The organism is Vibrio sp. 1401 (assembly GCF_033340295.1).
In genome coordinates, this window is sequence record NZ_JAWOWF010000632.1 from 1 (window position 1) to 576 (window position 576).

The following is a 576-nucleotide window of genomic DNA, read 5'->3' on the forward strand; positions in this document are numbered from 1 at the left end:
TAGTCCGTATCCTGAGCAATCACCATGGCGATAAACGCCAACTGACGCTGACCGCCACTTAACTCATCCAAGTATTTATCTTGAATATCTTGAAGGTCTAAGTAGTTAATGGCTTGTGCAATAACCGCATGATCGTCTTTGGTGAGATTGCCTTTTGAATAAGGAAACCGACCAAAAGAAACCAGCTCTTTCACGGTAAATCGCATCGTGATTGAGTTCGCTTGGCGCAACACAGCAAGCTTTTTCGCCAGCTCTTTGGTATCCCACTCAGCGATCTCTTTACAGTCGATGATGACGCTACCACCGTCTCGCTCTGTTAGGCGAGAAGCCATGGAAAGTAAGGTACTCTTGCCTGCTCCATTTGGGCCAATGATCGACGTGACTTTGCCTTTTTCGAACTGAGTATCCGCGCTATCAACGACTTTACTCGAACCAAATGCTTTGGTTAGTTTCTCTATGACGATCATGTTTATACGACTTTGTTTTTCAACAGCAGATACAAGAAATAAATGCCGCCAAGGAAATTAATGACCACGCTTAGCGTTGGCTCAGAATTGAATACGTTTTCAATGGTCC

Annotated in this window: 1 protein-coding gene; it reads right to left on the reverse strand. The window is 44.4% G+C overall.

From position 1 onward, the window contains the following. A partial coding sequence (locus R7Z77_RS27265; RefSeq protein WP_318137293.1) for an ATP-binding cassette domain-containing protein occupies positions 1-467 on the reverse strand: 467 nt, incomplete at its 3' end. Between the last annotated feature and the right edge of the window lie 109 nt (positions 468-576).